Origin of the sequence: Jiangella rhizosphaerae (genome assembly GCF_003579925.1) — a bacterium.
Taxonomy (GTDB): Bacteria; Actinomycetota; Actinomycetes; order Jiangellales; family Jiangellaceae; genus Jiangella; species Jiangella rhizosphaerae.
Genome location: NZ_QUAL01000431.1, coordinates 1 through 23,019, shown reverse-complemented (window position 1 = coordinate 23,019; position 23,019 = coordinate 1). Strand labels below are relative to the sequence as shown.

16 protein-coding genes are annotated in these 23,019 nt (G+C 72.1%); 4 read left to right on the top strand and 12 right to left on the bottom strand.

Going from position 1 to position 23,019, the window contains the following annotated elements; all coding sequences use genetic code 11:
- A partial coding sequence (dnaG, locus tag DY240_RS29535; protein WP_119663222.1) for a DNA primase occupies positions 1-1,400 on the bottom strand: 1,400 nt, incomplete at its 3' end.
- 69 nt (positions 1,401-1,469) lie between these two features.
- Between dnaG and DY240_RS29530 the strand changes: the two genes are divergently transcribed.
- Entirely contained in the window at positions 1,470-2,270 is an 801-nt protein-coding gene (locus DY240_RS29530) for an Fpg/Nei family DNA glycosylase (RefSeq protein WP_119663221.1), read from the top strand.
- A 44-nt stretch (positions 2,271-2,314) separates the two neighbouring features.
- Here DY240_RS29530 and DY240_RS29525 read toward each other — a convergent pair whose 3' ends face one another.
- Positions 2,315-3,541 carry a deoxyguanosinetriphosphate triphosphohydrolase gene (locus DY240_RS29525; protein WP_119663224.1) on the bottom strand — a complete coding sequence of 409 codons (1,227 nt, stop codon included), beginning with the start codon at positions 3,539-3,541 and terminating at the stop codon, positions 2,315-2,317.
- Between the two features lie 77 nt (positions 3,542-3,618).
- On the opposite strand from DY240_RS29525, the gene lhgO reads away from it, so the two are divergent.
- Positions 3,619-4,824: an L-2-hydroxyglutarate oxidase gene (gene lhgO / locus DY240_RS29520; RefSeq protein ID WP_119663220.1), complete on the top strand. Its 1,206-nt coding sequence runs from the start codon at positions 3,619-3,621 to the stop codon at positions 4,822-4,824.
- Between the two features lie 214 nt (positions 4,825-5,038).
- Here lhgO and DY240_RS29515 read toward each other — a convergent pair whose 3' ends face one another.
- From DY240_RS29515 to dusB, 7 genes are all read right to left on the bottom strand, one after another.
- Positions 5,039-5,824 (bottom strand): LPXTG cell wall anchor domain-containing protein, encoded by a 786-nt coding sequence (locus DY240_RS29515; protein ID WP_119663219.1) that lies wholly within the window; start codon positions 5,822-5,824, stop codon positions 5,039-5,041.
- Between the two features lie 158 nt (positions 5,825-5,982).
- On the bottom strand, positions 5,983-6,750 hold the full coding sequence (locus DY240_RS29510; RefSeq protein WP_158603054.1) for an LPXTG cell wall anchor domain-containing protein: 768 nt from the start codon (positions 6,748-6,750) through the stop codon (positions 5,983-5,985).
- Positions 6,751-6,886: 136 nt separating this feature from the next.
- Entirely contained in the window at positions 6,887-9,622 is a 2,736-nt protein-coding gene (gene ppdK, locus DY240_RS29505) for a pyruvate, phosphate dikinase (protein WP_233552927.1), read from the bottom strand.
- Positions 9,623-10,422: 800 nt separating this feature from the next.
- Positions 10,423-10,698, bottom strand: a complete 276-nt coding sequence (locus tag DY240_RS29500; protein WP_119663216.1) for a hypothetical protein — start codon at positions 10,696-10,698, stop codon at positions 10,423-10,425.
- Positions 10,699-10,801: 103 nt separating this feature from the next.
- Positions 10,802-12,289, bottom strand: a complete 1,488-nt coding sequence (locus DY240_RS29495) for a glucoamylase family protein (RefSeq protein ID WP_119663215.1) — start codon at positions 12,287-12,289, stop codon at positions 10,802-10,804.
- Positions 12,290-12,316: 27 nt separating this feature from the next.
- Positions 12,317-16,642 (bottom strand): ThuA domain-containing protein, encoded by a 4,326-nt coding sequence (locus tag DY240_RS29490; protein ID WP_119663214.1) that lies wholly within the window; start codon positions 16,640-16,642, stop codon positions 12,317-12,319.
- A gap of 205 nt (positions 16,643-16,847) precedes the next feature.
- Complete coding sequence (dusB, locus tag DY240_RS29485; RefSeq protein ID WP_199702724.1) at positions 16,848-17,990, bottom strand: tRNA dihydrouridine synthase DusB; 1,143 nt, start codon at positions 17,988-17,990, stop codon at positions 16,848-16,850.
- Positions 17,991-18,055: 65 nt separating this feature from the next.
- Between dusB and DY240_RS29480 the strand changes: the two genes are divergently transcribed.
- Positions 18,056-18,958, top strand: a complete 903-nt coding sequence (locus tag DY240_RS29480) for an ABC transporter ATP-binding protein (protein ID WP_119663212.1) — start codon at positions 18,056-18,058, stop codon at positions 18,956-18,958.
- Complete coding sequence (locus DY240_RS29475) at positions 18,955-19,749, top strand: ABC transporter permease subunit (RefSeq protein WP_119663211.1); 795 nt, start codon at positions 18,955-18,957, stop codon at positions 19,747-19,749. The genes DY240_RS29480 and DY240_RS29475 overlap by 4 nt, the downstream gene beginning before the upstream one ends.
- 5 nt (positions 19,750-19,754) lie before the next feature.
- Here DY240_RS29475 and DY240_RS29470 read toward each other — a convergent pair whose 3' ends face one another.
- From DY240_RS29470 to DY240_RS29460, 3 genes are read right to left on the bottom strand one after another with little or no spacing between them, the layout of a single operon-like run.
- Positions 19,755-21,134, bottom strand: a complete 1,380-nt coding sequence (locus tag DY240_RS29470; RefSeq protein ID WP_119663223.1) for a glycine--tRNA ligase — start codon at positions 21,132-21,134, stop codon at positions 19,755-19,757.
- A 34-nt stretch (positions 21,135-21,168) separates the two neighbouring features.
- Positions 21,169-22,395 (bottom strand): YibE/F family protein, encoded by a 1,227-nt coding sequence (locus tag DY240_RS29465; protein ID WP_119663210.1) that lies wholly within the window; start codon positions 22,393-22,395, stop codon positions 21,169-21,171.
- Entirely contained in the window at positions 22,392-22,820 is a 429-nt protein-coding gene (locus DY240_RS29460) for an antibiotic biosynthesis monooxygenase family protein (protein WP_119663209.1), read from the bottom strand. The genes DY240_RS29465 and DY240_RS29460 overlap by 4 nt, the downstream gene beginning before the upstream one ends.
- Between the last annotated feature and the right edge of the window lie 199 nt (positions 22,821-23,019).

Below are 23,019 nucleotides of genomic sequence, written 5' to 3'. Positions count from 1 at the left end.
GCGGCGGCCCGGCCGCGTCCGCCCGCGGCGCGGCGGTCGGGCACCCCGGCGGCGGCGCGGACCCGGGCGACGACGTCGCGTTCCCAGTTCTCCGAGTGCCCCAGCGGCGGGCCGATCCAGCCCGACAGCCGGACGGCGTACTGGTCGCGGACGGCGCGGTCGCGGATGCGGGCGATCAACGGGATGGCCTTGTCCAGCGCGCGGGCCCGGCCCTCGGCGTTGTCGAGGTCGTACTCCTCGATCATGGTGCGGATCGCGAACTCGAACAGCGGCCGGTGCCGCGCGACCAGCTCGCGCACCCCGAGGTCGCCGGAGGTCTGCCGCCGCTCGCACGGGTCGAGCCCGTCGGGGTCGATGGCCACGTAGGTCTGGCCGACGAAGCGCTGGTCGCCCTCGAACGCCCGCAGCGCCGCCTTCTGCCCGGCGGCGTCGCCGTCGAAGGTGAAGATCACCTGGCCGCGGTACTCGTCCTGGTCGCGCAGCAGCCGGCGCAAGATCCGCGCGTGGTCTTCGCCGAACGCCGTCCCGCAGGTGGCGACGGCGGTGGTGACACCGGCCAGGTGGCAGGCCATGACGTCGGTGTAGCCCTCGACGACGACGGCCTGCGACGTGCGGGCGATGTCCTTCTTGGCGAGGTCGACGCCGTACAGCACGTGGCTCTTCTTGTAGATGGGCGTCTCGGGGGTGTTGAGGTACTTCGCCTCGATGCGGTCGTCGTCGTACAGCCGGCGGGCGCCGAAGCCGACGACGTCGCCCATGAGGTCGTGGATGGGCCACACCAGTCGGCCGCGGAAGCGGTCGTACGGCGCGTTGCGGCCCTGTGCGACGAGCCCGGCGGTGATGAGCTCGTGGTCGCTGAAGCCCTTCTGGCGCAGGTGCTTGCGCAGCACGTCACCGCCCTGCGGGGCGTAGCCGACGCCGAACCGCTCGGCGGCGGCCTGGTCGAACCCGCGCTCGTCGAGGAACTGCCGGCCGACCATCGCCTCGGACGAACCGGCCAGCTGCTCGGCGTAGTACTCGGCGGCCACCCGGTGCGCCTCGACCAGCCGGGTGCGCTGCTCGCGGTTCTGCCGCGGCGCCGTCCCGGACCCGGTCTCCTCGTAGCGCAGCTGCAGCCCGACCTTGTCGGCCAGCCGCTCGATCGCCTCGGTGAACGAGAGCTGGTCGATCTTCTGCACGAAGCTGATGACGTCGCCGCCCTCGGAGCAGCCGAAGCAGTGGAAGAATCCGCGCGCGGGGGTGACGTGGAACGACGGCGACTTCTCGTCGTGGAACGGGCACAGCCCCTTGAGCGACCCGCCGCCGGCGTTGCGCAGTGCGACGTACTCGCCGACGATGACGTCGATCCTGGCGCGCTCGCGGATGGCCGCGATGTCCTCGTCCCGGATTCGACCTGCCACGCGGCAGATTCTACGTCCGCCGGCCGCCCGCGGCCCATGCGACCGCCCGTCCCGGGGTACGGACCCGGCATGCCGGAACTCCCCGACGTCGAAGGGTTCCGCCGGGAGCTGCGGAAGGCGGCCGGCCGGACCATCGACCGCGTCGACGTGCTGGACGCGGGGGTGCTGCGCGGGGTCGACGCGGGCGAGCTGCGCGACGCCCTCGTCGGGGCCGCGTTCGCCGCGCCGCGGCGGCACGGCAAGTGGCTGATCGGGCCCGTGAGGTCCGGGCGCCGGCACCGTGCGGACGAGCCGAGCCTGGTGTTCCACTTCGGGATGACCGGCGCGCTCACGTGGACCAGCGGCGACGCCGAGCGACACCGCCACGACCGCGTCGTCGTCGGCGCCGGGTCACGCGAGCTGCGCTACCGCGACCTGCGCAAGCTCCAGGGCATCCGGCTGCTCCCCGGCGACGACGGCGTCGCGGACCTGCTCCGCGACCTGGGGCCCGACGCCGCGGCCGTGGACGACGGCGAGCTGGACGAGCGGCTCGGGCGCCGCCCGCGCCGGCTCAAGCCGGCCCTGATGGACCAGACCGTCGTCGCCGGTCTCGGGAACCTGCTGGCCGACGAGATCCTCTGGCAGGCCCGCATCCACCCCGGCCGCGGGACCCAGGACCTCACCGACGCCGACCGCCGCCGTCTGCACGACCGGCTCCACGCCGTCCTGCGCCGGTCGACGCGCGCCGGCCGGGTGCCGGGGTGGCCCAGCTGGCTCACCGGTCACCGCGACGGTCCGGACGACGCCTGCCCGCGCTGCGGCACGCGGTTGCGCCGCACGCGGCTCGGCGGCCGGACGACCGTCTGGTGCCCGCGCTGCCAGCCGGTCTGACGCCGGCGGCGCGGATCGATCGCTCCGCCCGCCCGGCCCGGCCGTCAGCGGGTGAGGCGGGCGTGCAGGGCGACGGCGGAGTCGTCGGTGAGCGAGGCGACCTGGTCGACGATCACGCGCAGCCGGGCGGCGTCGTCGGGGGCGGCGTCCCACGACTCCTGGAAGGCCGGCTCCAGCGACTCCGGGGCGCGCAGCCGCAGCACCCCCACCAGCTCCTCGATCAGCTCGCGCTGACGGGCATAGATCGGCGCCCGGTCCGACGCCGTCATGACGTAGACGGCGGCCAGGCCCTTGAGCACGGCCACCTCCACGCGGGTCGGGCGCGGCACGACGAGGTCGGCGGCGTAGCGGGTGAGCGGCCCGCCACCGTAGGCCGCGTGCGTCGCGCGCTCGGCGTCGTCGCAGAAACGGCCGATGAGCTGGCTGGTCATGTCCTTCAGCGCGGCCAGCGAGCGCAGTCGGCCGTCATAGGAGGCGACCCAGTACGGCAGCGCGCGCAGCCGGTCCAGCGCGTCGGTGATCTCGTCGGGCGAGGCGTCGGGCAGGTACCACTCGCGCGTGAGGTCCGCCACGCGCGCCCGTTCCGACGCGTCGTCCAGCCGGGGCCCGGGCTGCAGCCAGCCGCCGACGATGGCGTCCTCGACGTCGTGGACGCTGTAGGCGACGTCGTCGGAGAAGTCCATGACCTGCGCCTCGATGCAGCGGCGGCCGTCCGGGGCGTCGTCGCGCAGCCAGCCGAACACCTCCGCGTCGTCGTCATAGACCCCGAACTTGCGGCCGTCGCGCTCGCCCCGCCGCCACGGGTACTTGGTCGCCGCGTCCAGGCTGGCGCGGGTGAGGTTGAGCCCGGCCGACCGGCCGTCGGGGTGGGCGGCCTTGGCCTCCAAGCGGGTGAGCAGCCGCAGCGTCTGGGCGTTCCCCTCGAACCCGCCGATGCCGGCGGCGATCTCGTCGAGCACCTGCTCACCGTTGTGCCCGAACGGCGGATGCCCGAGGTCGTGCGCGAGGCAGGCGGCGTCGACGACGTCGGGGTCGCAGCCCAGCTCCTTGCCGAGCTCCCGTCCGACCTGCGCCACCTCCAGGGAGTGGGTGAGCCGGTTGCGGACGAAGTCGTCGCTGCTCGGCGCCACCACCTGGGTCTTGGCCGCCAGCCGCCGCAGCGACGCCGAGTGGACGACACGCGCGCGGTCGCGCTCGAACGCGGTGCGGACCGCGCGCTTCGGTGGCTCGGCCGCCCACCGCTCGCGGTCCGCGTCGTCGTAGCCGCTCATCACGGCCAGAGGTTACGCTGCCCGCCGCCCTGGCGGGTTCGGTACCCTGGCGCCACCGTCATCCGGGGGGAAGTCGCATGAGTGTCCCGACCAGCTTCGCCGTCGTCGGCGGCGGCATCGTCGGCTCCGCCATCGCGCGCGCCCTGGCCCGCTCCTCCGACGGCGCCGCCGTCACGGTCCTGGAGAAGGAGCCCGAGCCGGCTCTGCACCAGACCCGGCGCAACAGCGGCGTCGTGCACGCCGGCATCTACTACGCGCCCGGCTCGGCGAAGGCCCGGTTCTCCCGCCGCGGTGTCGGCCTGCTGCGCGCGTACTGCGCCGAGAAGGGCCTGACCTACGACGAGTGCGGCAAGGTCATCGTCGCGCTCGACGAGACGCAGCGGGGACGCCTGGACGACCTGCACGAGCGGGCTCTCGCCAACGGGGTCCCCGGTGTGCGCATGCTCGACGCCGACGGCCTGGCCGAGCTGGAGCCGCACGTCCGTGGCGTCGCCGGGCTGCACTCCCCCACGACGGCGATCGTCGACTTCGCCGCCATCGCCGCGGCACTGCTGGCCGACGCCGTCGACGCCGGCGGGACGGTGCGCACCGGCTTCGAGGTCGCCGGGTTCCACCAGTCCGACGACGAGGTGCGGGTGACGGGCGCGTCCGGCGAGACGCTCGCCTTCGACCGCGTCGTCGTCTGCGCCGGGCTGCAGTCCGACCGGCTGGCCCGGCTCGCCGGCGACGACCCGTACCCGCGCATCGTCCCGTTCCGCGGCGAGTTCGCGCTGCTCCGCCCCGACAAACGGCACCTGGTCAACGGCCTGGTGTACCCGGTGCCGGACCCGCGCTACCCGTTCCTCGGCGTCCACCTGACCAAGCGGGTCGACGGCGAGGTGATGGTGGGGCCGAACGCCGTCCTGGCGCTGGCCCGCGAGGGCTACCGCAAACGCGACATCGACCCCGCCGAGCTGATCCGGCTGGCCCGCTGGAGCGGCTTCCGCCGGTTCGCCTGGGCCAACCGGCGCACCGCGGTCACCGAACTGTACGGGTCGATGAGCCGGCGCCGGTTCGCCGCGGCCGCTCGCGAGTACCTGCCCGAGCTCACCGTCGCCGACCTCGTGCCGGCGCCGGCCGGCATCCGTGCGCAGGCGATGGATGCCGACGGCACGCTGGTCGACGACTTCCGGTCGAGCCGGCGCGGCAACGTCCTGTGCATCCGCAACGCACCCTCACCGGCCGCGACCGCGTGCCTCGCCATCGCCGACGACGTGGTCGCCGAGCTGCTCGCCGACGACTGACGCGTCGGCCTTCACTGCGCCCCGAGTGGCCTTGGCAAGCCTGGCCACGTTCTTGGCAAGGCTCACCGTCGCTCGCATGTCCGTTTCACCCGATTTTCCGCGCGGTCAGCCTTGCCAAGGCCACTCGCCTGGCACATCCGGGTGCCGCACTCGGCACGCGCTCGGGCGCCCGGCCCGCGAGGGGCCGAGCGCCTGAGATCGCGCGAACCGCGTGTTACGGCTTCACGAGGCGGTGCCGCAGCGCGAGCAGACCGGCGACGACCAGCGCGCCGGCCAGCGCCAGCAGCCCCGCCGGCGAGCCGCCGGTGTCGGGCAGCTCGCCACCCGGCGTCTCCGACGGCGACGGGGTCGGCGACGCGGTGGGCGACACGGACGGCGACTCGCTCGGGGACTCCGACGGCGACTCGCTCGGGCTCTCACTCGGGGACTCACTCGGCGATTCCGAGGGCGACTCGCTCGGGGTCTCCGACGGGGTCTCGCTGGGAGTCTCCGACGGCGTCGGCGTGGGCGTCTCGGTGGGCTCCTCGTCCTGGTAGCCGCAGACGAACCAGTGGCTGATGCCGGGGAGGTTGCCGTTGTCGAGCGGCGGCGAGTGCAGCTCGGTCCACGGCGACTCGGTGCCTTCGACGACGTAGATCGTGTAGCCGGGACCGCCCTTCACCACGACGGCCGTGATGACGTACGAGTCGTCGAGCTGTTCGACGTCGAGGAACTGACCCTCCTCGCCGCCGTAGACGTCACCGCTGACGATGCCGTTCGCGGCGTCGTCGCCCGGGTCCACGTGGATCAGCGTCTCGCCCGGGTCCGGGAGGCCGGCCAACGCGGCGTTGGCGAGGAAGTGCGGATCTTCGCAATCGCGAGCGTTGGACGGCTCGTCCGCAACGTAGTGATGTGGGTGGTCGTTGAGGTCATGCTCGACCTCTTCGCCCGCGGCCGCCGGGACGGCGGCCCCCATGGCGATCGCCGCGCAGGCAGCGGCGATGAAGGTGATGCGACGCACGATATGCCCCTCGATTGACAGAGTTCACTGCATGACACAGGCCGCTGCGGAGGCAGACGGAACATATCGGACCCAGGGCACGCCTGGCAACGCGCCGCCGTGAGACACGCCGGGCGCGCGACCTCAGAGGTCACGCGCCCGGCGGCGTCAGGTGATCGTTACGGCTTGACGAACCGCTGCCGCAGCGCGACCAGACCGGCCATCACCAGCACACCGGCCGCCAGCAGCAGCACGGTCGGCGACCCACCGGTGTCCGGCAGCTCGTCGCCCGGCGTCTCCGACGGGGTCGGGCTCGGGCTGTCGGAGGGCGACTCCGACGGCGTCTCGGACGGAGACTCGCTCGGCGACTCCGACGGCGACTCGCTCGGCGACTCCGACGGCGACTCGCTCGGGGACTCCGAGGGAGTCTCGGTGGGCTCCTCCGTGGGCTCCTCGGTCGGCGGCTCCGTCGGCTCCTCCGTCGGGGGCTCGGTGGGCTCCTCGGTCGGCGGCTCCGTCGGCGGCTCCGTCGGCGGCTCGGTGGGGGGCTCGGTCGGAGTGGTCGGCTTGATCTTGCAGATGGTGTAGTTGCTGATCTCGGCCGGCTTCCCGGACGGGTTCACCGGCGCGAAGAGGTGGGTGAGGTCCGGCCCGAGGAACAGGTTGGTCTGGTTTCCACCCTTGACCAGCACCGCCAGCTGGGCGTTGGCGGACTCACCGGCGTCAGTCAGGACGACGTCGAGCCACAGGAGGTCCTCGGACAGGGTCACCGTGAACCACGGGTGGGTGATGACGTCGTCGTCGGTCGCGTCGTCGTCGGTCTCCTCCCAGTAGGCACCGGGAACGAGGTCCTTACACGACTGGACGTTCCCGTCGAGGATCTGGTCGGGCTCGTTGTGGTCGGCGGCGGCGGGAACGGTGCCCAGCAGTGCGGCACCGACGGTCACGGCAGGCAAAACGGCAGCAAAATAGGCAAGACGGCGCATAGTGCCCCTCAAGTATTAAAACGCTCTAATTCGACACAAGCGAGCAGGAGGTTATCGGACCCGCCCGCTTGGTCGCAATGCGCCCCGCTTGTCCGTCTCAGCGGCTGTCACTGCCCTCCGTGACCAGGGCGGCGCGGCCCGCCTCGAGCCGCGCGACCGGCACCCGGAACGGCGAGCAGGACACGTAGTCGAGCTTGATCGACTCGAAGAAGTGGATCGAGTCGGGGTCGCCGCCGTGTTCGCCGCAGACGCCCAGCTCCAGATCCTCCCGGGTCTCCTTACCCTCCCAGGCGGCGATCGAAACCAACCGGCCCACACCGTCGGCGTCGATCGACTCGAACGGGCTCACGCCGAACACGCCGCGTTCGAGGTAGGCGGGGAAGAACGTCGCCTCGACGTCGTCGCGGGAGAAGCCCCACGTGGTCTGGGTGAGGTCGTTGGTGCCGAAGGAGAAGAACTCGGCCGCCTCGGCGATCGCGTGCGCCGTCATCGCCGCGCGCGGCAGCTCGATCATCGTCCCGATCGGGAACCGCAGGTCCGTGCCGGTCTCGGCGGCGACCTCGGCCACCGTCGCCTCGGCCATGTCGCGGATCGCCTCCAGCTCCTGGACGGCGGCGACCAGCGGCACCATGATCTGCGGCCGCGGATCGAGGCCGCGGGCCAGCAGCGACGCGGCCGCCTCGGCGATCGCCCGCACCTGCAGCTGGAACAGCCCGGGGACGACGAGCCCCAGCCGGACGCCGCGCATGCCGAGCATCGGGTTCTGCTCGTGCAGCCGCTGTACTTCAGCAAGGAGGTGAGCAGCGTCCTGATCCGGCGAGCCGGTCGCCTCGGCCACGGCCACCTTCACCGACAGGTCGGTGAGGTCGGGCAGGAACTCGTGCAGCGGCGGGTCGAGCAGCCGGATCGTCACCGGGTAGCCGTCCATCGCCTCGAGGATCTCGGTGAAGTCCGCGCGCTGCAGCGGCCGCAGCTCGTCCAGGCCGGCGTCGCGCTGCTCCGGGGTGCGGGCGAGGATGACCCGCTCGACGATCTTGCGGCGCGACCCGAGGAACATGTGCTCGGTCCGGCACAGCCCGATCCCGGCGGCGCCGAGCTCGCGGGCCCGGCGGGCGTCCTCGCCGGTGTCGGCGTTGGCCCGCACCTCCATGCGGCGGCGGTCGTCGGCGTGCCGCATGAGCCGCAGGACGGCGTCGACGACCTCGCGGCGGGCGGTGTCGCCCTGCTCCCCCGACGCCGACGCCGACGCCGACGCCGACGACGTCGCCGTCCCGCCGTTGTACAGCGCGTCCACCACCGCGGACGGCACCACCGGGACCTCGCCGAGGAACACCTCGCCGGTGCCGCCGTCGATGGAGATGACGTCGCCCTCGGCGACCCGGACCCCGTCGGGCGTGGTGAACTCGCGCGCCCGCGGATCGACGCGCAGCGCCTCGACGCCGACGACACAGGTGCGCCCCATGCCGCGGGCGACGACGGCGGCGTGCGAGGTCTTGCCGCCGCGCGAGGTGAGGACGCCGCGCGAGGCGACCATGCCGCGCAGGTCGTCGGGGTTGGTCTCGCGCCGGACGAGGATGACGTCGTCGCCGCGCTGGGCCCACTCCACCGCCGTCGCGGAGTCGAACGCTGCCTTGCCGACGGCGGCACCGGGGCTGGCCGCCATGCCGCGGGCGATCGGCGTCCGGCTGGCGGCCGGGTCGAACTGCGGGAACATCAGCTGCGCCAGCTGCGCGCCGGTGACCCGCGAGAGCGCCTCGTCCTCGTCGATGAGGCCCTCGTCGACGAGCTGGCCGGCGATGCGGAACGCCGCGGCCGCCGTCCGCTTGCCCACCCGGGTCTGCAGCATCCACAGCTTGCCGCGCTCGATGGTGAACTCGATGTCGCAGAGGTCGCGGTAGTGCTTCTCCAGCGTCTCCATGATGTCGAGCAGCTGGTCGTACGAGGTCTTGTCCAGCTGTTCCAACTCGGCCAGCGGGAGCGTGTTGCGGATGCCGGCGACGACGTCCTCACCCTGGGCGTTCGGCAGGTAGTCGCCGTAGACGCCCTGCTCGCCGGTGGCGGGGTCGCGGGTGAACGCGACGCCGGTGCCGGAGTCCGGCCCGAGGTTGCCGAAGACCATGGCGACGATGTTGACCGCCGTGCCGAGGTCGTCGGGGATGCGCTCCTGACGGCGGTAGACGCGGGCCCGCTCGGTGTTCCACGAGTCGAAGACGGCGCGGACGGCGAGGTCGAGCTGCGTGCGGGGGTCCTGCGGGAACTCGGTCCCGCTCTCGTCGCGCACGATGTCCTTGAACTCGGCGACGAGGTCGCGCAGGTCGTCGACGGTGAGGTCGACGTCGGACTCGGCGCCGCGGTCCTTCTTGCGGGTCTCCAGCGCGTGGTCGAACCGCTCGCCGTCGACGCTGAGCACCGTCTTGCCGAACATCTGGATCAGCCGGCGGTAGGAGTCCCAGGCGAACCGGTCGTCGCCGGCGGCCGCGGCCAGCCCGGACACCGAGATGTCGGTGAGGCCGACGTTGAGGACGGTGTCCATCATCCCGGGCATGGAGAACTTGGCCCCGGAACGCACGGACACCAGCAGCGGGTCGGTGGCGTCGCCGAGCCGCTTGCCCATCTGGGCCTCCAGGCCGGCCAGGTGCCGCTCGACCTCGTCGGCGAGGCCGTCGGGCTCGCGTCCGGTCGCCAGGTACGTCCGGCACGCCTCGGTGCTGATGGTGAAGCCCGGTGGGACGGGGAGTCCCAGTGAGGTCATCTCGGCGAGGTTGGCACCCTTGCCGCCGAGCAGGTCGCGTTGGTCCTTGCTGCCCTCGGTGAAGTCGAAAACGTACTGCACAGGCCGGCCCTCCGTGTCGCGTACGGCATCCAACGTGCGAAGTTGCGCGGAGCCTAACGACGCGCACCGAGCGGCCGCCTGGACCACTTCGGGACCAATTTCACGGAACCCGGGCGCACCGGCGTTCCACGTTCCCATGACCGCGTCCGACCCCACTGACATGGTCGTAGGCGCGTGACGCAGCGCACACGCACTGGTACGGACCTCTCCTGACCAGCAGCCGGCGCGATATGACCAGCGCCACGACCTCTCCGCACCGTTGATCTTGGAGTAATGCCGGTATCAATCGGACATTTCGGGCCGCATTGGCGGCTTTACTCCAAGATCAACTTCTGGTGGGCGGCTGGGGTTGGCCGGGCTTCTCGTTCACCGGGACTCCCCGTCCCCACGGCTGCCCCATGCTCGTACCGCGAAGAACGGGCGGTGGTGCTCATCGGCGATCGCGTACATCACCACGATTGCCCGCGCCTCACCACGATTGCAGGCGTAGTACGACACGGAATTTCCTGGTGAACGTGATCAATCCGGGGGCGGCGCGGCCGGCGGGCGACGAACCCACAGCGGAGCCCGGTGGCCGAGGCCCCGAGCGGGCGCACCGGAAGAACAGCACCGCCAGGAGCCGGGGCCAATTCTCCGGCCGGCCCCCTGACGCTGCCGGACCCTCTCGACCCGATGTTGATCTTGGAGTAACGCCGGCATCAATCGGACATTTCGCCCGACAATAGCGGCATTACTCCAAGATCAACTTTGGAGGGCGGTGGGAGGCTCGGCCGCGTAGGTGTTCGGCGGCCTCCGGAGGCTCACTCCCCCGCGGGATCGGCTGGCGGCGCGTCGCCGAGGGACGTCCCGCCCGGGAGGTCTTCGCCGATGGTGTCGCTGAGCTGGTCGACGTTGAAGACGAGCCAGACGAAGAGGCCGGCCGCGAGCGCGGACACGATAATCGTGCCGAGCGAGAACTTCGACTGCACGGCCTTGTAGATGACGAACACGATGGCCACGGTGACGGCGACCGTCCGCAGCACCGGCTGCAGATCCACGGCCGTCGTCGAGGCCCAGTCGAGGATCCCTGCCTGCATGCCCCGAGGATACGGGCCCATCCGTCACCATGCCGACGGTTTGCCCAGGTCCCGGACACGCCGGGCGGGCGGGGCCGGCAGCCCCGCCCGCCGACGCCACTCGTCAGCGGTAGTTCGTGAACTCCTCCATCGCGATGACGGGCCGGACACCGGACTCCAGCTCGGGCGTGACGAACGCGTCGCGCAGCAGGTCGTCGGCCAGGGCGTTGCCGATGGCGCCCATGATCATGCCCTGGTCGAGGGAGAGGAAGTACTCGTCGACGGTGCCCGTGTCGACGTTGACGGTGTCGCGGAAGCCCCAGTCGGAGTAGATGTCGAAGTCGCGCTCCAGGTTCGCGAGGTTCTCCATGGCCTCCTCGGGGGCGTAGCGCAGCGCCAGGAACGACGCGTGCGGCGTGACGATGCCGTTCGTGTAGTCCTCAGGCCCCGGCAGCGGCTGGGCCGGGCGGTCGCAGAAGCCGTAGTCGACCAGGGTGGAGTCGTTGTTCGACGGGGAGCCGAGCGGGTCCATCCCGATCGCCTCCACGCCGTAGACGCGGTACCCGCCCTCGGTGTCGTTGGCCGGCGAGAAGCCCCAGTACCCGTACTGCGCCTCCTCGAGGCCGTGCTCGATGTGCGCGCGGACGTAGAGCGGGTGGTTGACCGCCCAGCTGCGCCGCCCCCACGCCTCCTCGGGCACGAACAGCGTCGGCATCAGCGCCTCGAACATGCTGCCGCCCCAGGACGGCACGATCTCCATGCCGCGGTACCGGTACGCGCCCTCCCAGACGTCCTGGCGCAGGTAGCTGCGCCACTCGCCGACGGGCTGCTGCTCGTGCCAGTTCGCGTCACAGGTGCCCGCGAAGCTGCGCCAGGTGCCGAAGTAGGCCTTGCGCGGCAGCTCGTCCTTCGCGATGCCGATGTACGTGGCGATGCGGCTCTCGCTGACCAGCGTGTCGTAGCAGCACGGAGCGGCGCCGGTGCTGGGCGCGTAGTGGAACAGGATGCGGTTGACCTCGGGCCGGTAGTAGAACCCGAAGTCCATACTGTCGAACAGCGCGCCGGCCGGCTCGGCCAGTTCCGGCACCGCCTCGCGGACGACCTGCAGGCCGGTCGCCAGCCAGCCGTTGTCCACCGACGACAGGTGCGGGACGACCGTGCTGCCGTCGTCCGGCCAGACGGTGATGACCTCGCCCGTGCGGTGGTCGTACCAGTTGAAGAACTGGCCGCTCTCGTCGTGCCGTTCCAGCCCGGCCAGCGTGTCGAGGGTGACGGAGAGCCGGTCGACCAGCTCGTCGCGGCCGATGATGCCGAGTTCCTCGGCCACGACCGCACTCCACATGTAGGCGCCGATGTTCGTGGTCGACGTCTGCGCGCTGCGGGTGCCGTCGGCCTTCAGCTTGTCCGCGGGCAGCCCGCTGGCCTCGTCGGTCATCGCGACGAACGACGCCCACGTGTCCTCGGCGTAGCGCATCAGCGTGGCACGGTCGTCAGCGGTCAGACCGCCGGACGCCGACGCCGTCGGCGCCGCCTGGGTCGGCAGCGCCAGGCCGGCCACCAGCACCGCGACGGCTCCGACCACCAGGGCTTTCGCTCTCGATCGAATGTGCATGGACAGTCCTTTCCGGGGTGGACGGGGTCAGCTGCGGCCGGCGGCGGCGATGATGTCGTTGCGTTCGGTGCGGGTCAGCACGCCGTCGTGGACGAGGTGCTGGGTCACGCTGCGGACGTGCATGAGGAAGCGGCCCTCGTTCGGCCATTCCCGCTCGTCGTCGATGAGGTCCTCGACGGTGCACCCGTCGGCCCGCTCGTGGTTGGTCACGCCGGAGTCGACGTCGCGGATGACCACCGTCGGGCTCTCGTCGGAGTCGGGGCAGGCGTCCGGCGGTTCGGACTCCAGCACGTGGAAGTAGTCGAACGCGACGGTGGTGGCCTGCGTCTGCTCCTGCCCGAAGGCGTAGACGCCGACGTCGGCCGTCGCCAGGCGGTCGTTCTCGATGACGCCCACCTGCTGGAAGGTGACGCCGTCGGAGCTGTACCAGCCGGTGTAGGTCGAGCCGGTCTTCTCCAGCCGCAGCCACCACGTCGTCACGTCGGACGGCAGCGTGACCTCGGGGAACGCCGGCTGGAAGACGTCGTCGATCTCGTGCCGCATCTCGATCTTGCGGGCGCACGGCTCGCCGACCGGTGACGTGCCGACGTAGTCGAGCTTGAGGAAGGTCGCGTCGCTCTCGTAGACGAGCAGGCCGCCCTGCTGCCAGCGCTCGCAGACCGGGCCGGACACCTTCGTCTCGACCACCCAGTCGCCCGCCGGCATCGTCTGCAGCATGAGGTTCGGCGCGTTGTTGTGCTGGTCGAACAGGTTGGTCGGCGTGGTGTCGATCTTCAGCTGGCCGCCTTCGACACGGAACCGGTTGAGGTCGGGCCGGACGACGGCGTCCCAGCGGCAGCCGTCGAGCCGGTCGCCGTCGAACTCGTCGTCGGGCGCCGGGTCGCTGCCCGGATCGGTGCACTCGATCGGCGGCGACGCCTCCGGCACCGCTTCGACGCGGACGGAGTCGTGCGCCACGGAGCCGGCGGCGTCGGTGACGGTGACCGTCGGCCGGTAGACGCCGGACAGCTCGTAGGTGTGCGTGACCTGCGCCCCGGTGGCCGTCGTGCCGTCGCCGAAGTCCCAGGTGTAGGTGAGCTCCCGGCCCTCCGGGTCGGTGGCCTCGGCGCTCAGCGTCACCGTGTAGGGCAGCTCGCCGGACGGCGGCGTCGCCTCGACCGACCAGATCTCCGGCCGCGCGTCGACGGACACGCCCTTGCCACGGAACTTCAGGTAGTTGAGGTTGAACAGGCCGGTGGCGCCGGGCTCGTGGCGGAACACGAAGAACAGCTCGTGGGTGCCGCCGGGGTCCTCGACCGGGACGGTGACGTCGGTCCAGGTCTGCCAGCCGCCGGTCGGCGGGATGAAGCCGCTGTCGCCGACGAGCGGGCCGTCCGGCGCGCCGGCGCGGATCTCGATGCGCCCGCCGCTGCCGCCGGAAGCGAGCCGGTAGGTGATCGCGTCGATCCCGGCGAGGTTCATCGGGTCGAAGGAGATGTAGTCCCCGTCGTCGATGAAGCCGATGTTCTGCCGGCCGCCGCGCGGGTCGCTGGTGGCCTCCAGTTGCACGCCGCTCTGCGATTGATAGTGCTCGGCCTCCTTGAGCTTGGGCTGCAGGACGTGCAGGTCACGACCGGTCAGCGCGCCGACCCCGTCGCCGCCCCGGTCGGTGTAGCGGGCCTCGAGCACCCAGAACAGGTCCTCGCCGGCCGGGTGACCGTCGTCGGTGCTGGTGGCGACGGTGCCCTCGCAGCCGGGCAGCACCTCGACGGGGTGCGCGTGGCCGGCGTGCCCGAAGAGCACCTGCAGGTCGACGCCGTCACACGCGATGCCGCCGTCGCCGGTGGCCCCGTCCTCGGCGTCGGTGACGTCGATGCCGTAGGCGATGTCGTCGCCGAAGTCGAAGAAGCCGCCGTCGACGGGTGGGTCGAGCGTGACCTCCGGCGCGGTGTTGCCGGCGGTGATCTGGACGGTCTGCGAGCGGGTCGCGCCGTCCTCCGCCGTCACCGTCAGCCGGGCGGAGTACTGACCGGCGACGGTGTAGGTGTGCGTCGGGTTCGGGTCGGTGGACTCGGCGCCGTCGCCGAACGCCCAGTGGTACGTGACCGGCAGGCCGCCGGGGTGGCCGGAGCCCTCGCTGCTGAACGCGACCGTCAGCGGCAGTGCGCCCGACGTGGGGTCGGCCGCGGCCTGGGCGACCGGCCGGGTGCCGCTGCCGGCGTACTCGATGCGGTAGATGCCGGAGTCGGCGTTGTTGCCGCCGAACCCCGTCCCCCATTCGATGAGGTACAGAGCGCCGTCCGGCCCGAACGTCATGTCCATCGGGCGCAGGAATTGCATGCTGGTGAGCAGCGGGTTGATGTCGTGGACGGCGTCGCCGTCGAGACGGAACTCCCAGACGTCGTTGCCGAACGGCCGCACATAGCCGTCCTCGGTGTTCGTCCACTCGTAGAACAACGCGGCGCCGTCGTAGGACGCGGGCCACTTGACGTCGGAGTCCAGCGCCTCGTCGTAGCGGTAGACGGGGCCGGCCATCGCGCCGCCGCCGGTGCCCATCTCGGGCCAGTTGGTGCCGGTCTCGGAGCGTCCGTAGTAGACGTCCGGCGCGACGACGGGCGGGAGCTGCGTCAGGCCGGTGTTGTTCGGTGAGTCGTTGACCGGGTTCGCGCAGTCGAACGGCGGGCCCGCGGTCTGCGTGGCGAAGTCCCAGTCGCGGAACGGGCCGGCGCCGTGGCAGTACGGCCAGCCGTAGTTGCCGGCCGCGGTGATGCGGTTCCACTCGACCTGGCCCTCGGTGCCGCGGTCGGGGTCGGCCTGCGGCGCGTCCGGGCCGTAGTCGCCGACCAGCAGCGCTCCGGTCTCGGCGTCGACCTCGATGCGGAACGGGTTGCGGAAGCCCATGGCGTAGATCTCCGGGCGGGTCTGCGCGGTGCCGGGCGCGAAGAGGTTGCCGTCGGGGACGGTGTAGGTGCCGTCGGGCTCGGGGTGGATGCGCAGCACCTTGCCGCGCAGGTCGTTGGTGTTCGCCGAGCTGCGCTGGGCGTCGTACGACGCCCGGCCCGGCCGCTCGTCGATGGGCGCGTACCCGTCGGACTCGAACGGGTTGGTGTCGTCGCCGGTGGCGACGTACAGGTTGCCGTCGGCGTCGAAGCTCAGCGACCCGCCGGCGTGCCCCGACACCGCCCGGTCGACCGGCACCTCGAGCAGCTGCACCTCGCTGGCGAGGTCGAGCGTCGTCCCGGTGAGCGTGAACCGCGACAGCCGCTGCTCGGCCTCGGTCCCGTCCGGCGAGTAGTAGAGGTAGATCCAGCCGTTGGTGACGAAGTCCGGGTCCAGTGCGATGCCCAGCAGCCCGTCCTCGCGCTGCGTGTAGACGTCGAGCGTCCCGACGACCGTGGTCTGGCTGGTCGCGGGGTCGATCATGCGGACCTCGCCGGCCCGCTCGATGTAGAACACCCGCCCGTCCGCCGCGACGTCGAGCTCCATCGGGTTCGCGGTGCCGGTGTCGAGCGGAACCTTGTCGAAGCTGTCCCAGACCGTCCCGCCGCAGTCGGCCGCCGTCACGCCCGCCGCGGTCTCGATACCGCCGAGCAGGTGCTGCAGGAACGCGGGCTCGGAGTAGCTCTCGGTGGTGTGGCCGCCCGCGGTGTACCAGGCACGGCCGCCGTCGTAGGCGTGGCACCAGGCGATCGGGTGGTCCAGGCCCATCGGGTTCGCCTCGGGGTCGTACGTGCCCTCGTCCAGGCTGGCCAGCACGTGCACGTCGCCGCGCGGGTTCGTGCGGAAGCTGTACCACTCGTCGAACCGCTGCCACTGGGCCGGCAGGTGCGCGGTCGAGGGGTGCGCGCGGTCGGCGACGTGGATGGTGGCGTCCTGGTTGCGCGGGTGGCCCTGGAAGTAGGCGCCGACCAGCTCGCCGTACCACGGCCAGTCGTACTCGGTGTCGCTCGCCGCGTGGACGCCGGCGTAGCCGCCGCCTGCCTGGATGTAGCGTTCGAAGGCAGCCTGCTGCTCGTCGTTCAGGACGTCGCCGGTGGTCGACAGCCAGACGACGGCGTCGTACTGCGCGAGGTTCTCGTCGGTGAACGCGGCGGCGTCCTCGGTGGCGGTGACGCTGAACTCGTGCTCGGCGGCCAGCCGCTGGATCGCGGCGATGCCGGCCGGGATCGAGTCGTGCCGGAACGCCGCGGTCTTGGAGAACAGCAGGATCGAGTAGCCGCCGTGGCCCGGGTGAGCGGCGGCCTCCGGGGCCTGGGCCGCCTGTCCGCCGACGCCGGCCAGCAGTCCGGTGAGCAACGCGATGGCGGCGCCGAGGACCGCCGGTCCGCGGGTGAATCGGGTGCGCCACCGGCGGCGCGGTCCGGGCTGAGCCATGAGCGGTTCCTCTCCGTCGAGTCCCCCTGCCCCCCCGATATGCCCGGCCTCAGCCCGCGATTTCGTCTGGCCGCCCGCCGAATGTAACCGGTATCAGTAACCGGTTACGAAGAGATTTGCGTACCAAATGTCCGGTGTCAAGAGGTGCCAAGGGCGAGTTACTACCGCCCTGGCAGTAGTAACTCGCCCTCGACGCGTACCGAGGTCAGCCGCCGGAGATGTCGAGCTCGGCGTCGGCGAGATCGTCGGTGACGCCGTCGGTGTCGTCGAGCCAGCCGGCCGGCAGCGCGACCTTGCGCGGGCTGCCCTGCCGCCCGCGCGGCTGGCCGAGCTCGGCGACGGGATAGGGCTGGCCGGGATCGAGCTCGCCGAGCAGGGCGTCGAGCTCGGCCAGCGACGACACCATGCCCAGCGACGCCCGGACCTGCTGACCGGCGACGAAGCCCTTGAGGTACCACGCCATGTGCTTGCGCATGTCGCGCAGGCCGCGGTCCTCGCCCATGAGGTCGGCGAGCAGCTCGGCGTGGCGGCGCATCATCGCGGCCACCTCGCCGAGCGTCGGCAGGGACGGCGCGGGCGAGCCCGAGAGCACCGCGGCCAGGTCGCGGAACAGCCACGGCCGCCCGAGGCAGCCGCGCCCGACGACGACGCCGTCGGCGCCGGTGGCCTCGAGCATGCGGACGGCGTCGGCGGCCTCCCAGATGTCGCCGTTGCCGAGCACGGGGATCGACACGTGCTCCTTGAGCCGCGCGATGGACGTCCAGTCAGCGGTGCCGGAGTAGTGCTGGACGGCGGTGCGGCCGTGCAGCGCGATGGCGGCGCAGCCGGTGTCCTCGGCGATGCGGCCGGCGTCGAGGTAGGTGATGTGGTCGTCGTCGATGCCCTTGCGGGTCTTCATCGTGACGGGGATGCCGTACGGCTCCGCGGCACCGACGGCGGCCCGCAGGATCCGCTCGAGCAGCCCGCGCTTGTACGGCAGCGCCGCGCCGCCGCCCTTGCGGGTGACCTTGGGCACCGGGCAGCCGAAGTTGAGGTCGACGTGGGCGACGCCGTACTCGCCGGCGAGGACCTTCACGGCCTCGCCGACGTAATAGGGGTCGACGCCGTAGAGCTGGACCGAGCGGACGTCCTCGACGTCGGCGAAGACCAGCATGTTCAGCGTCTTCTCGTCGCGCTCGACGACGCCGCGGGAGGTGATCATCTCGCACACGTAGAGGCCGGCGCCCTGCTCGGCGCAGAGCCGGCGGAAGGCGGCGTTGGTGACACCCGCCATCGGCGCGAGCACGACGGGCGGGTCGACCTGCAGGGAGCCCAGGCGGAGCGGGGCGACGGAGAGCATGGTGGTCATGGCGTGACCCATTGTCCCCCATCCCCCGCACGGACCGGTAACGTCGGCAGCGGCGGGAGGCGTCCATGGCCGAGGCCCCACTCATCGAGATCAGGCAGCTCACGAAGCGGTTCGGCGCGCTGACGGCGGTCGACTCGCTCGATCTGACCGTCCGGGCCGGCGAGATCTACGGCCTGCTGGGGCCGAACGGCGCCGGGAAGTCCACGACCATCCGGACGCTCATGGGCTTCGTCCGGCCCACCGCGGGCCACGCCGGCCTGCTCGGCGGGACGGCGCACGACCTGGCGCTGCGGGCGCGGGTGGGCTACGTCGGCGGCGACGGCGTGCTGGACCGCGGGCTGCGCGCCGGCGAGCTGCTGCGGTGGTACGGCGACCTGCGCGGCGGCATCGATCCCGCTCGCGTCGCCGGCCTCTGCGAGCGGCTCGGCCTCGACCCCGGCCGCAGGATCGGCCAGCTGTCCAGCGGCAACCGGCAGAAGGTCGCGATCGTGCAGGCGTTCATGCACGACCCCGACGTCCTCGTGCTGGACGAGCCGACCTCCGGCCTGGACCCGCTGCTGCAGCGCAGCGTCCTCGAGCTGGTCCGCGAGCGCCGCGACGCCGGCGCCGCCGTGCTGTTCTCGTCCCACCTGCTGCCGGAGGTCGAGGACGTCGCCGACCGGGTCGGGATCCTGCGCACCGGCCGGCTGGTGCGCGAGGACACCATCGTCAACCTGCGCGAGATCGCCCGGCACCGGCTCGAGCTGCGCTTCGCCACCGACCTGCCGCCCGGCCTGCTCGACGGCGTCGACGGCGTGGCGTCGGTGGAGGTGGACGGCCGCACCGCGCAGCTCGTCGTCGACGGCAGCGTCGCCGAGCTGGTGCGCCGCGTCGCGGGCTACGGCGTGGAACGCATCGTCAGCCACGACGACGATCTCGAGGACATCTTCTTCACCTACTACCAGACGGCCGAGGGCGAGCGCCCATGATCGTGCTCGGTCAGATGCTGGCCGAACGCCGGCGCAGCCTGGTGTGGTGGTCGCTGTCGATCGCCGCCCTGGCCGCGATCGTCGGCGCCAGCTACCCGGCCGTCAGGGACGTCGGCAGCCAGATCGAGCAGCTGGTGCGGCAGCTCCCCCGCGGCGTCCTGGAGCTGATGGGCGCCGGCGGCGGCATCGCCAGCCCTGCGGGCTACCTGAACAGCAGGTTCTACTCCGGCCTGTTCCCGATTCTGCTGCTCGTCTTCGGGATCATGGTGGCGGCGTGGACGGTGGCCGGCGCGGAGCGGGAGGGCACGCTGGAGCCGCTGCTCGCCAATCCGGTCAGCCGCACCCGGGTCGCGCTGGAACGCTTCGCCGGGACGGCCGTGCTCCTGGCCGTGCTGACGAGCGCCGGCACCGCGGTCTTCGTGGTGCTGCGCGGCCCGTTCGAGCTGGCCTCGCTCGGGGTCGGCCGGCTCGTCGCCGCCGGGGTGGGCGTCTTCCTGCTCGCCATGGTCTTCACCGCGCTGACGTTCGCCACCGGCGCGGCCACGGGGAACAAGGGCGCCGCGATCGCCGCCGGCGCGGGCACGGCGGCGGCGACCTACCTCGTCTTCGCGCTCGCCGCGTTCGTCGAGTTCTTCCGGAACCTGCGCTGGCTGTCGCCGTGGGACTGGTTCCTGTCGCCGTCGCCGCTCACCGGCGGCTGGACGGCGTGGGCCGTCTGGCCGCCGCTGCTGGTCGTCGCCGCCGCGGTCGCGGTGGGCACCGCGCTGTTCGCCCGCCGCGACCTGCGGTGACGCCGTCAGCAGGTGGGCAGCCGCTCCGCGAGGTAGCTCTCGACGCGGTCGATGCCGATGCGCTCCTGGTGCATGGTGTCGCGGTCGCGGACGGTGACCTCGTCGTCGTCGAGGGTGGCGAAGTCGACGGTGACGCAGAACGGCGTACCGATCTCGTCCTGACGGCGGTAGCGGCGGCCGATGGCGCCGGCGTCGTCGAACTCGACGTTCCACCGCGACCGCAGCCGCGTGGCGAGGTCGCGGGCCTTCGGCGACAGGTCGGCGTTGCGCGACAGTGGCAGCACGGCCACCTTGACCGGCGCCAGCCGCGGGTCGAACCGCAGGACGTGCCGGGTGTCGACGCCGCCCTTGGCGTTGGGCGCCTCGTCGACGTCGTAGGCGTCGAGCAGGAACGCGAGCACCGAGCGGGTCAGCCCGGCGGCGGGCTCGATGACGTACGGCGTCCAGCGCTCGCCCTTCTCCTGGTCGAAGAAGCTGAGGTCCTGGCCGGAGTGCTTGGCGTGGGTGGAGAGGTCGAAGTCGGTGCGGTTGGCCACACCCTCGAGCTCGGCGAACTCCGTCGCGCCGAAGCCGAAGCGGTACTCGATGTCGACCGTCCGCTTCGAGTAGTGCGAGAGCTTCTCCTTGGGGTGCTCGTAGAGCCGCAGGTTGCCCTCGGACAGCCCCAGCCCGACGTACCAGTTCCACCGCTCCTGCAGCCAGTACTCGTGCCACTGCTCGTCGGTGCCGGGCGCGACGAAGAACTCCATCTCCATCTGCTCGAACTCGCGGGTGCGGAAGATGAAGTTGCCCGGCGTGATCTCGTTGCGGAAGGACTTGCCGACCTGCGCGATGCCGAACGGCGGCTTCTTGCGCGAGGAGTTCATGACGTTGACGACGTTGGCGAAGATGCCCTGCGCGGTCTCGGGGCGCAGGTAGTGCAGTCCCTCCTCGGACTCGACCGGGCCGAGGTAGGTCTTGAGCAGGCCGTTGAACATGCGGGGTTCGGTCCAGGAGTCCTTCGCGCCGCAGGTGGGGCACTGCACGTCGGCCAGCCCGCCGGCGATCGGCAGCCCGGTGCGTTCGGCGTGCTCCTCCTCCAGCTGGTCGGCGCGGTAGCGGCGGTGGCAGGACTGGCATTCGACCAGCGGGTCGACGAACTCCTCGACGTGCCCGGACGCGACCCACACCTCGCGCGGCAGGATGACCGCGGAGTCGAGGCCGACGACGTCGTCGCGCAGCTGCACCATGGAACGCCACCACTGCCGGCGCACGTTCTCCTTCAGCTCGACGCCCAGCGGTCCGTAGTCCCAGGCCGAGCGCGTACCGCCATAGATCTCACCCGTCGGGAAGACGAAACCACGGCGCTTGGCGAGGGAGACGATGGCGTCGACGGGCGCAGGCACGGTGGTCACTCCAATCGGGGTCTCGGCGTCCGGGTCAAGGTTCGAGCGTAGACGACACCGGCTTACGGCGTCGGCCAGCCGGCCGGGCCGATCGTCCCCGTACGGCCACGACCGCCAGCGCCGTGGTGACCGGCACCGCGGCGATGATGCCGAGCCCGCCGACCAGCGCCCGGACGATCTCCTGCGCCACCGCCTCGGTCGTGATGACGTCGGTCACACCCTGGCCCGCGACGCTGAACAGCATCAGCAGCGGCAGCGCGGCGCCGACGTAGGCCAGGACCAGCGTGTTCACCGTCGCGGCGACGTGTTCGCGGCCGATCCGCAGCCCGGCGCCGAGCAGCGACCGCCGCGACGACGACGGATCGGCGGCGGCCAGCTCCCACACCGCGGCGCTCTGCGTGACGGTGACGTCGTCGAGCACGCCGAGCGCGCCGATCACCAGCCCGGCGAGCAGCAGCCCGCGCACGTCGATCTCGGTGTTGACGGTGCCGAGGTACGACGCCGCCTCGCCGGCCAGCCCGGTGAAGTGCGCGAGGGACGTGAACAGCGAGCCCAGCAGCCCGGTGAGCGCGAGGCTGACCAGCGTCCCGATCAGCGCCACCGACGTGCGGACGGACAGCCCGTGCGCGAGGTACAGCGTCACGATCATGATCAGCGACGCCCCGACGACGGCGACCGGCAGCGGCGACTCCCCCGTCAGCAGCGCCGGCAGGACGAACACCAGCAGCACGACGAGCGACACGGCCAGCCCGCCGAGCGCGGCCAGCCCCTTCCAGCCGGACAGCACGACGACGGCGACGGCGAACAGCCCGGCCAGCCACAGCAGCGGCACGTCACGCTGGAAGTCGAGCACCTCGTAGCGGCTCTCCAGCGGCGCGTCGGGCAGCGCGCTGAGCACGACCGCGTCGCCCTCCCGGAACTCCGGCGCGCCGACGCCGAACGGCAGCGGCACGACCGTCTCGACGCCCTCGTCCGGCCCGGCGTCGACCCGGACCCGCGCCTGCAGGCACTCGGCGGCGGTGTCCTCGCCCTCCGGCGTGGGCGGGGTGTCGACCACGTCCTCGCACGGCTCGACGGCGAGGATCGTGCCGTCGGTGCGCACGCCGGCCTCGATGCTGGGCGGGTCGCCGTCGGGCCAGAGCAGGATGAGCCCGGCGATGGTCGCGAGGACCAGCGGGATCAGCACCGCCAGCACCAGGCGGCGCACGTGCGGCCCGGCCGGCGGGGCGGGTTCGGTGCCGTGGACGTGGACGGCGTTCACGCGGGCTCGCGGCGGTCGAAACCGGCCGAAGTACGCTTCTCAGCTGAGGCCGCGTCGAAATCCGTGGGGACGACCGGCGCGGCGGCCTGGCCGAGCCCGACCTCGTCGGCGTCGGACGCCCGGACGCTCGCCGTCGCGCTCTCCACCGTCGCGACGATCTCGAACGCCGTCGGCTCGTCGATGGCCAGCGAGAGCAGGGGCACCGCCTCGAGCTTGGACTCGTACGACGACAGCGCGCGGCGGTAGGACCCGACGTTCTCCCACTCACTGCTGACCACCCACAGCTCGGGATCGTCCGCGGCGCGGCCGACGTGGCCGCCGCGCCAGCCGGGCTTGGCCGCGAGCACCTCGAGCGCCCGCCGGGCGCGGTCGCGGAACGACACCGCGTCCGTGGGCGGGACCCGGTAGCGGGTGACGACGAGCATCGTGATCCTTTCGAGGCCGGCGGCCGCTCGACTCTGTCGGAGCCATGCAGCAGTATGTCGACCATCCACCGTACGATGCTCGCTGATCAGCCTCTTCCGAAGGATCTCCAGTGCCGCAGAACCGCCAGCCGCGCCGCAACCCGAACCGCCGGCCCGCCGCGCCGGGCGCCGGGTCGCGTGCGCCGCGGTCCGGCGGCAG